The sequence below is a fragment of the Streptosporangium sp. NPDC087985 genome, assembly GCF_044741965.1.
In the GTDB taxonomy this organism is placed as follows: Bacteria; Actinomycetota; Actinomycetes; order Streptosporangiales; family Streptosporangiaceae; genus Streptosporangium.
This window is the reverse complement of record NZ_JBIUTQ010000041.1, coordinates 1-9,089: the sequence shown is the minus strand read 5'-3', so window position 1 is coordinate 9,089 and position 9,089 is coordinate 1. Positions and strand designations below refer to the sequence as shown.

The window sequence follows — 9,089 nt, the reverse complement described above, 5'->3', positions numbered from 1 at the left end:
TGCGGGAAAGAGCTGGCGACCATGAAGGGGCTGAGCGACTAGCCCGCGCAGCCACCGACATCGGCAACACCAACGCACTACACGCTCTAGCCCAACAGCGGGAAAGAGCTGGCGACCATGAAGGGGCTGAGCGACTAGCCCGCGCAGCCACCGACATCGGCAACACCAACGCACTACACGCTCTAGCCCAACAACATGAGCAAGCTGGCGACCAGGATGGGGCCGAGCAGTTATACCGCCTAGCCGCCGATACCGGTGACCCCTTCGTTCTAGAGGACTTAGCGTGGCAACGGGAGCAAGTCGGCGACCGTAAAGAAGCCGAGCGGCTAGCCCGCGCAGCCATCGACGCTGGTAACCCCAAGGCGCTGCGGCGGCTGGCCCAGCAACTGAAGCAGACAGGGAATGGTCGGCAGGGGGATCTGCTGCGGTTCGGGCTAGAGGCCGATGGCTGTATCGCTGATCCGTGGTGAGGCGACACGCTTGATGTTTGATCGACTCCACCAAACTCGGGGTACATCAAAGCGGAAGGATTCCGCGCTGCCTCGCGCGCCTGTTTGAGGTACCCAATGAAAGTTCGCCGACCCTCTGCGGGCGACGGCTCCTGTTCCACGAGCCTACCTCCGTTCACCCTAGAGGCAATCGGCTCGCCGCCACCGATCTAGATGTCCTAAGCCTAAATACGCTTCCGGAGACCATGGGCGAAAGAGATGATCTCGTCATCATCCTCGACAGCCTGCAGTGATCTGGGTAACCCGGGGTTACCCGGGGTCGCCTCCATATCGAGACAGCACGTGTGCTTGCTCGGTGGGATCGGAGCATGTCAGGGACGACGTCGCGCTATGGCCGCCTAGCCGCCATAACCACCGCCACCGCAGGTGCCCCCGCCGCCGCGTGGGCCGTTCATCCGGCGCTCAGCACCGTCATCGCCAGCTTAGAGACAGTCGTTGGTATGACCATCATAGGAGCCGCGTTGTTCGGCTCCTATCGCCTCAGCGAACGCGCATTCCGACTGCTGCGCTGGATCGCCGACCGGCCCGAACCACCCCAGCGCCGCACCCGATGAACCACCCCATGCCACCCTGCACCCAAGGGATGGGCAAGAATAGAGGGAAGCCACTGGCGCATGGTCAGGGGACCTGATGTACCGGTTGGAGGAACAACGTCAATGCGGGTCAGCACCCCCCTTCCCAGCTGCGTTCGAAGGTCTTATGGAAGTCCCAGCCTAGATATCTGTTGAAGATTCCGCCGATACTACTGAGCTCTCGGGCCGATGGCAGTCACCAGGCGTCCTGGACGGTAACCATCCGCCGACCCGAACAGCTCTTGGCACTAAACACACATGTGCCTTGCCGTGCATCCTTCGCGGCGGGATACACCTCCTTGACGAATCTTCCGAGAGAATTAAACCCAGGCTCCTTCATTACGAGTTAGAACACGAACGTCCAGAACCGTCCATCGCTGTCTCACGTGCCTGATCGGACGGGGTCGACGAGGTCCGGGAGTCCAGACGTGTCCAGGGTTGTCCAGGACCGTTGTTAGTCCTCGATATCCCTGGCGGGATGCCCGTTCCGGGGTGAAAATCGGGGTGGTTGCTCGCCGACGTCGTAGGTGCTTGGTCTGGTTGAGGCCGTTTGTTAGTCGGACGCCGGGGTTCGCTACCGCCTGCCCAGTGACGCTCCGATTTTCGGATTAGCATCCCCGTTAGCAAGATCAGCCTTCTCGCTGCCCGACTGCCTGGACCGGTCACCTTCCGTTCGGAGGATCTCCATCGCCTGGAGCACGTCAGTGACGACATGATCCGCGTCACGCTCCTGATCCGGCCATGTCCCTCGGTCGATCCACACCGTACGGAGACCGGCCGCCTGTCCCCCACCGATGTCGGCAAGGGGGTGGTCTCCGACCATCCATCCCCCACCTTCGAGGGTCATGCCGCAACGCTGGGCCGCGACCTCGAACAGCCCGACATCGGGCTTACGGATACCTTCGATCCCTGAGAGCGCGTAGGCGTCGACGGCCTCGGCCAGTCCCGTCCGCTGAATCTTGCCGAGCTGGTTGTCCGCGGTTCCATTGGTGACGATCGCCACCCTCCAGCCCGACGCACGGAGCCGAGACAGCTCGTCCATCACCTCGGGCCGACAGTGGACGAGGTACGGCATGCGCTGACGGTAGCGGCTTCACAGCTCGTCGACCGACTCGGGCAAGGCGAAGCGGTCACGGACCTTGGTGAAAAAGACCTCACGATGCGGGTAACCGGCCCGGTCGAGAGAGAGCAACCAGTCAACCGCTTCGCGCTCCAAAGCGTGCTCCTCAGCGAACTCCTCGGCCCATACCTGGAAAGCCTCGTCCAGGTTGACGAGCGTGTTGTCTAGGTCGAAGAGCGCGAGTCGCTGCACGTCAAGCCACCTTAATCGAGTCGTCGTCATTAGTGTGAGTGCCTGCTTGCAAACGGAAGCCGGCCATGGCGAAGAGGACTCCCTGCCCTGCTCAAGCGGCAGATGCGGGTCAGTGGCGTGCGATCGAGTAAAACAGCGTTGCTGCACAGCGGCTCGATAGACGGCTAGCCAGCTCATCCGATGGCAAGTGGACCCGTACCGCAGGGCCACCAGGCCCGAGGAACGGAAGCCACGCGGCAGCCCAAAGAGCACCACCTCGGGAGAGGAGTCGTTGTGACCATGACTAACCTGACCTGATCTGAGCGAAAACCCGATTCGCCCGTTACCATACTTCTAGAAATGCTAGACTTATTTGTCTCATACATAAAAAATGGCCCACCTGCGCTAATTGTTGATTTCCTCGAAAAGGGTTACTCATGAAGCAAAGCTCCTCGCGTGAAATTTTCAAGAGCGCACGGTCGGCGCGTCGCTAGATCTGGGAGCTAGCAACCCTCGCCATTTCACTATCTCTAGCGGTAAACCTGATCAGCTCTGCAATATTCGAAACATGGGACGGCCCATACAGCGTCATTGGCGGCATCGCCATTATTGCCGCCTGTATCACCTACTTTGCTGTAGCGAGAACTCGCGAGCGCGAGTTTTCTACCGAAATAGATGCTGCATTTATAGTAAACCGTAAAGATCCAGAAAGGATTATCCCTGTTCCAGGGTATCATTTCGGGCAGGCGTTCTTTCGTACCACGACTTCGGTATTTTCAGAGAATGAGGCATTGAAGCGACAGTGGGTGAGTGAACCACCATCAGATGCCTTTCGGATAAAGGAATCAACTCTCCAGTGGACCAATGCTGCGAGCCTGCGGTTGGCGCGCGAAGCCTCCGAATACTTGCTTCTTGAAGAACTTAGCACCCACCTCACGGACTACTTTGCCGACAAGGGATTCTCAGCACCTCAGCTAAAAGAGTTTTCTCGGGAGGATCTACCCGATGTGCTGCTTCGTAATCGAGTCCTCGAAATGATCTCTAGGGATATCGCAGATCGCCCCGGATTTCCACTAGAAGCCCATAACGATCAGCCCTCATCGACGATGTCCATCTACGGACATCTAATATACTCCAAATTCAATCTTTCACTTCCCGCAAAAAGCTCTATACGGTGAGGCCAAAATAATGCACTGGTGATCGACAGCCCAGTGATGCGAATAGAGCTCACAACTACTTGCGAGGGGATTTCCGCCTCACTTCCTCTGTCGTTCATAAGATATGTATTACACTTAGACCATAGGAGTGTCAGCGGATATGCGGTTAAATTCAAGATGCTTGCAAAATTAAAGAAGCCGCTCCTCACCTCCCGCTCTTCGTGGCTTTACCACGCATGGCTTGAGTCATTCACTCACAAAGTTATTTCCAGGTTTGATGTGGATGAATTTTTAAAAGAAATAAACTGGCCGTCAAACGAGATCCTGTTGACAGCTTTCTTTCGGACGACAAAGAGGCGAACCGTAGAGGCGCAGCCTGTTCAAGAAGGAACAGATGATAGAATTCGCAGCATACGAATTCAGAAGATGAACTTTGAGCGTCCGTCGGATGAGCCAGAGAAGCGTGATGGGTGAGCTTTTCTATCCCAGATGCCATCTGTTTCGCGTAAGCTTCTGAACGCCATATAATTACGGGATTATGGCTTGGCGCGTCGGCGGCGCTGGTCGCGACCGGCCGAAGAGCCGCAGCGCGGCCAGCGACCGTCCGACGCGCGGCGAGACGCCGTAGGCGGATCGCCTTTAAAAGCGAACAGATAAGTTACGTTCGATCTTGGGTTCGGTGCCCCTCAGGTGATCTGAGCTGCGGGTTCGGCGCTGTTCCAGACGCGTTCGAAGCTGTCCAGGTAGGTCGTTGCCGTGCTGTCGGTTTCGGTGTGCGTCAGGTAGATGACGGGTGCCTCAGGAGCTCGGGTGCCGTAGGCATGGAGGTTGACCAGGAGGTCATCGTCTGCGCAGTAGATCGAGTTGTAGAGCACCGTTTGATGGAGTCGGATCTCGACTCCGTCGACGTTTTGGAGTGGCCGGTAGAGGGTGAGCGCGTTTCGGACGCGGGCGGCCATGACGTCGCCGCCGAGGCCTTCTTCGATGCCGCGTGCTGTCACGTGTGGGCTGTCGGGGTGGCCGAGGAGGATGCGCACCCTGGCCCCGGCCTGGGCGCGGTTGGTCAGGATGCGGAGAAGTCCGGCGTCCTCGGCGAGGAACAGTCCGCTGTAGACGAGGATGCTGATCTCGCGTGAGGCGGATTCGAAGAACGTGCGCCAGGTGTCGGCCGGTACGGCCCAGCGGTGCGGATAGAGGGCCCTGATCTCACTGGAGAGGCCTCGTCGGTTCCGGACTTCCTCGGGCCACAGGTCGTTCTCATCGACGTGGAGGAGGTCGGCGACCGCCAGGCGGTGACGGGGATGCGGGATGCGGCCGTTGATCCAGCGGCTGACAGTCTTGGGGTCGACGGTCAGCTGGGTGGCGACATCGAGGGGTTGCAGCCGCGCCCGGATCAGCGCGTGACGGAGGCTTTCGTTCATGGGGCGCACCTTCCGTAACAGGGCCGATGGTCGCGACGCTAACACTAGACGTCCCTAGACGTCCTTAACTTGCGGTGCTGGAATCCCAGCTGGAAAGCGAAGCTCATCGGCGGGAGAGCCCAGCTCACGGGCTCCGCACGTCAAGCCGACAGGAGCACCTCGCATGAACAGCGCACAGGACAGACGGCGCGCCTACCAGCAGGACCTGCTGACCACGCTGCAGAACGAACTCGGCCAGCTGGAGATCACCACGGTCCTCATCGTGGACGCCAACGGTCAACCCTGTCTGGAGGTCGTCGACCGGCACTTCCGGACCCGGCGTGTCTATCTCCAGACGGCGTTCCACTGGTTCTACTGGGGCGACCGCCCAGACGAGCGATCCTCATCCCTGCGGGTGGAGAACGCGGCCAGGGTGATCTCCACCGCGGCCCAGGAGGGGTGGCGCGAGGGTGAGCAGGAGACGCTGAGTGTCGACCTGAGCAAGATCGCCGACGCGTACCGTATGTGAGCGGATGATGACGATGGGGAAAAGCACGTGGCTGACCGGTGGGCTGATCTATCCACAGCTCGCCGATCGACTCCGCGCCCAGATCGCGGCCGGCGACTACCCGGCGGGAAGTTTTCTGCCTTCTGAGTCGCTTATGGCTCAGCAGTTCCACGTGGCCAGGACCACCGTGCGGCGGAGCCTGGCCGTGCTGGAGGGCGAGGGACTGATCGTCACGCTGCCCGGCAAGGGGCGCGTGGTGGTAGGGGATGCCCAGACGGAAGCGTCGTACCGTTACCAGCAGATCGCGGGCGTGCTCCGTGAGCAGATCCGCGCCGGCATCCTCGCTGTGGAAACCGTACTGCCCAGCGAGCAGGCGCTACGGCGGCAGTACCACGCCTCGCGTAACACCGTCCGTTACGCTCTCGCGGTGCTGGAACGCGAAGGACTGATCACGACGGAACACGGTAGAGGCCGCTTCGTCCGGCCCCTGAACAATTGAGACGTCTTGAGACGTCCCGTCCGCAACACTGGATCCGCCCCGAGGGCCGGCGTCTATCGTGAACCGCATGCGACAAGCTGAGTGGGCGCGCGACCTGGCCAGGCAACTGCTGGAAAGGCCGTTGCCGCGCCGATGGGCGCACACCCAGGGAGTGGCCGCACGCGCCGCCTCACTGGCGCCGCTTCTCGGGGAGGAATCCGACCTGCTGACCGCCTCGGCCTGGCTGCACGACATCGGTTACTCGCCCGAGTTGGTCGACACCGGCTTCCACTCCCTCGACGGCGCCCGCTACCTGCGCGACGTCCACGCCGCCGACGACGCACTCTGCCGCCTGGTGGCCCATCACTCCTGCGCGGTCTATGAAGCGACCGAACGCGGCCTGCTCGACGTGCTGAACGCCGAATTCGACCAGGAACGCCCCGAGTTGGTGACGGCGCTGACCTACGCCGACATGACCACCAGCCCGGACGGTCTTCCCCTGGCGGCCCTCGACCGGCTCGCGGAGATCCATTCACGCTACGGCCCCGAGCATCTGGTCAGCCGCTCCATCCGCAACGCGACCCCGTGCATCATCTCGGCCGTCCGCGCGATCCAAGCCGCGTTGCAGGAACAATAGGAAGCCACCGCTTCAAGATCGGTTGTCATCCGATAGTGGCGCAGCCGAGCTACTCATCTCAGGCAGCTCGCCAGGGCGGACGCGCCTCTCCAGCCGCACCGGACACGATGAGGATGGCGGAGTACAGGGTGACAGTGAATACGCACCTCAGTGGCCATCGCGGTCGGGCGGGACCGGGTTGACGAGATCGCTGTCCCAAGCCAACCGTTGGTCAGAGTCGATTTCCATCACTTCGAGCTCCCCGTCGGCCACCAGCGTCGCGACGCACTCCTCACTGCCCCCGACGTATGTCGTCATCAGATCCACATCGGTGGCGACGCACCACGCGCGGTCCTGCGGCCACCACAGGCTGGCCCGCTGATCGCGCCACGGTGTCGCCGCGAACGACGTGGTGGCGGCCCCCACCGGTCCCGCCAAGAGCAGCATCGGCCGGGCCGGCATCTCAACCCTGGGAATCTCGCTCTCCACCGGAAGGTTGAGGTCGCCGAATCCCTCCCACACGGCGAACCAACACTGTTCAGGGGTGGCGGTATGCGCGGCGAGCAGCTGGGCCAGGCGTACGGTCTGCCGCATCGGCAGCGATCCCTCCTCAGGAGGGTCGTCCCATATGCCCGGCTGCCCATCCGCGGAGCGGAACCGCCACGAGCCGGTGATGAAAGGCCACTGCATCGCCGGATGCGCGGTACGCCCGGTGGCGCGGGTCACCTGCATCCAGGACACCTCTTCCTCGGTGCCGTCGACGGTCCGCCGCGCCGGATGGAACACCCGCGCGTAAGCGGCGAAGACCGGTGGCACCAGACATCCCACGGTGTTGTCGCTGAAGTCCCTCACCGCCGCCACCACCCAGTCCGCTGGACGCACGTCGACTTGCAAGGTCAGCTCGTTCACGGTGAAGGGCTCGCTCACCTTGCGAGTATGGCCAATCGGCTTGCCGCTCGCGCAGGCCGGGGCGCCGGCGCAGCTTCGGTGACGACGTCAGCCGATGTACGGCGTAGCCTGGCCGGCTAGGTAGTGCCCGATCCGCAGCCGCATTGACCGGTCCATGTCCAGCGCCTCGACCTGCTTACGCGGTACCCATCGCACTTCACGCGACTCGTCGCTCGGCGTGGGCTTGCCTGCGACGGCCCGGGCGGTGAGGACGATGGAGAACTCCTGCCGCGCCTCACCGTTGGAGGTGTAGAGGATCACGTGCTTAGGGTCGGTGTAGGTGCCGACAAGGCCGGTGATCTCACACCTGATGCCGGTCTCCTCAAAGGTCTCCCGGATCGCGGCCTCGGGCAGGGACTCGCCGAGGTCGATCGCGCCCCCGGGCACGGCCCAGTTGTCATTGTCGGAGCGGCGAATCATCAGGATGTTCCCGGCGTCGTTGGTGACCACGACATTGACCGAGGGGACGAGGCTGTTGGGCGCGGGCGCCTCGGGGTCGTCGTAGAAGTCCAGCCGGCGAGCCATGGCTCAGGACTCTACCGGTGTGGCACCGGCCCAGACGGCCTCGAAACTGTCGACGTAGGTCGAGACCATGCCCCCGCCCAGCACCTTGCGCAGGTGCAGGACCGGCGCGTTGGCGGCGGGCATGCCGTACAGGTGCGTGTTGGCGAGAAGCTGATCGTCCGCGCGGTAGATGGAGTTATAGAGGACGGTGCGGTGGAGCCGGATCTCCACGCCGTCGAGCTGTCGCAGCGGCCGGTACAGCACGAGCGACATCCTGATCTGCGCGGCCATGCCGTCGCCGATGCCTTCATCCTGGCCACGTTGAGCGACCTCCGGGGAGTCCGGGTCTCCAAGCAGGATGCGCACCCGTACACCTGCCCGCGCCTTGTCAGCGAACAGGCGCATGATGCCGGTGTCCTGGGCGATGAAGATGCCGCTGTAGACCAGAACGCCGATCCCCCGCTCGGCGGCGGAGAACAGACGTCCCCAGGTGTCCTTGGGGACGGTCCAGCGGTGCGGGTAGACGGTGACGATCTCGCTCTCGGACACCGCTGCCGCCTGCTGGGGGCTCAGCGCGTCCGGCCACAGGCACGCCTCCTCCACGCCGAGGAGTTTGGCGACCGCGAATCGATGCTTTCGGTACGGTATGCGGCCCTGAGTGATCCACCGCTCTACCGTCTTGGCATCGACCTGGACGGCTTCAGCCAGCGCGTCAACGGTGGTGCCATGTTCAAGGAGAGCCACGCGTAACCGCTCGTTCGCCATCTCACCTGCCCGCAAGGAGGGGACGTCCAGGGACCTGGCAATCGTAGACCGGACGTCCTGAACATGTCCCATCCTGTAGTGATCTCGTCCTGACTCTCTGTCGCGCTCTCGGTATCGCAAGACACCACCAGCGCCCGACAGCGTGGATAGCAAGAGCCGTGCCTAAGGTCCGTTTCGCCGTCAGTTCACCCCTCCGAAGCCGGACCAGTTACCTGGCCATGGCTGCATGACGGGCCATTGGATCGTTCTAGGGTCTGTTCGAGGTTCAGATCACTGAGGTTGCGGATTCGTCTGCGCGGTGCCGTCCTAGGGACGGCACGAGGAACACGTGCAGCATCCTG

The 9,089-nt window shown here is 62.3% G+C and carries 11 protein-coding genes; 5 read left to right on the top strand and 6 right to left on the bottom strand.

The window, feature by feature from the left end; genetic code table 11:
* Positions 1-470, top strand: a 470-nt coding sequence (locus ACIN94_RS32305; protein ID WP_400714673.1) for a tetratricopeptide repeat protein, incomplete at its 5' end; no start/stop codon positions are given.
* A gap of 1,185 nt (positions 471-1,655) precedes the next feature.
* On the opposite strand, the gene ACIN94_RS32300 is transcribed toward ACIN94_RS32305, so the two are convergent.
* A complete protein-coding gene (locus ACIN94_RS32300) occupies positions 1,656-2,156 on the bottom strand; it encodes an HAD family hydrolase (protein WP_400714670.1) in 501 nt (166 codons plus the stop codon).
* An 18-nt stretch (positions 2,157-2,174) separates the two neighbouring features.
* Complete coding sequence (locus ACIN94_RS32295; protein WP_400714667.1) at positions 2,175-2,393, bottom strand: hypothetical protein; 219 nt, start codon at positions 2,391-2,393, stop codon at positions 2,175-2,177.
* A 1,175-nt stretch (positions 2,394-3,568) separates the two neighbouring features.
* Here ACIN94_RS32295 and ACIN94_RS32290 point away from each other — a divergent pair.
* The gene (locus tag ACIN94_RS32290; protein ID WP_400714664.1) at positions 3,569-4,003 is read left to right on the top strand and encodes a hypothetical protein; all 435 of its coding nucleotides are present in this window, start codon (positions 3,569-3,571) and stop codon (positions 4,001-4,003) included.
* A 212-nt stretch (positions 4,004-4,215) separates the two neighbouring features.
* Here ACIN94_RS32290 and ACIN94_RS32285 read toward each other — a convergent pair whose 3' ends face one another.
* On the bottom strand, positions 4,216-4,950 hold the full coding sequence (locus tag ACIN94_RS32285) for an XRE family transcriptional regulator (RefSeq protein ID WP_400714661.1): 735 nt from the start codon (positions 4,948-4,950) through the stop codon (positions 4,216-4,218).
* Between the two features lie 163 nt (positions 4,951-5,113).
* Between ACIN94_RS32285 and ACIN94_RS32280 the strand changes: the two genes are divergently transcribed.
* From ACIN94_RS32280 to ACIN94_RS32270, 3 genes are all read left to right on the top strand, one after another.
* The gene (locus ACIN94_RS32280; protein ID WP_400714658.1) at positions 5,114-5,458 is read left to right on the top strand and encodes a hypothetical protein; all 345 of its coding nucleotides are present in this window, start codon (positions 5,114-5,116) and stop codon (positions 5,456-5,458) included.
* Between the two features lie 13 nt (positions 5,459-5,471).
* On the top strand, positions 5,472-5,936 hold the full coding sequence (locus tag ACIN94_RS32275; protein ID WP_400714655.1) for a GntR family transcriptional regulator: 465 nt from the start codon (positions 5,472-5,474) through the stop codon (positions 5,934-5,936).
* Positions 5,937-6,003: 67 nt separating this feature from the next.
* On the top strand, positions 6,004-6,552 hold the full coding sequence (locus tag ACIN94_RS32270) for an HD domain-containing protein (RefSeq protein ID WP_400714652.1): 549 nt from the start codon (positions 6,004-6,006) through the stop codon (positions 6,550-6,552).
* Between the two features lie 147 nt (positions 6,553-6,699).
* On the opposite strand, the gene ACIN94_RS32265 is transcribed toward ACIN94_RS32270, so the two are convergent.
* The 3 genes from ACIN94_RS32265 to ACIN94_RS32255 all read right to left on the bottom strand — a co-directional run bounded on the left by ACIN94_RS32265 (position 6,700) and on the right by ACIN94_RS32255 (position 8,748).
* Entirely contained in the window at positions 6,700-7,458 is a 759-nt protein-coding gene (locus ACIN94_RS32265) for a hypothetical protein (RefSeq protein ID WP_400714649.1), read from the bottom strand.
* A 69-nt stretch (positions 7,459-7,527) separates the two neighbouring features.
* Positions 7,528-8,004, bottom strand: coding sequence for an NUDIX hydrolase (locus ACIN94_RS32260; protein WP_400714646.1), 477 nt, complete (start codon positions 8,002-8,004; stop codon positions 7,528-7,530).
* Between the two features lie 3 nt (positions 8,005-8,007).
* Positions 8,008-8,748 (bottom strand): XRE family transcriptional regulator, encoded by a 741-nt coding sequence (locus ACIN94_RS32255; RefSeq protein WP_400714643.1) that lies wholly within the window; start codon positions 8,746-8,748, stop codon positions 8,008-8,010.
* Positions 8,749-9,089 lie beyond the last annotated feature (341 nt).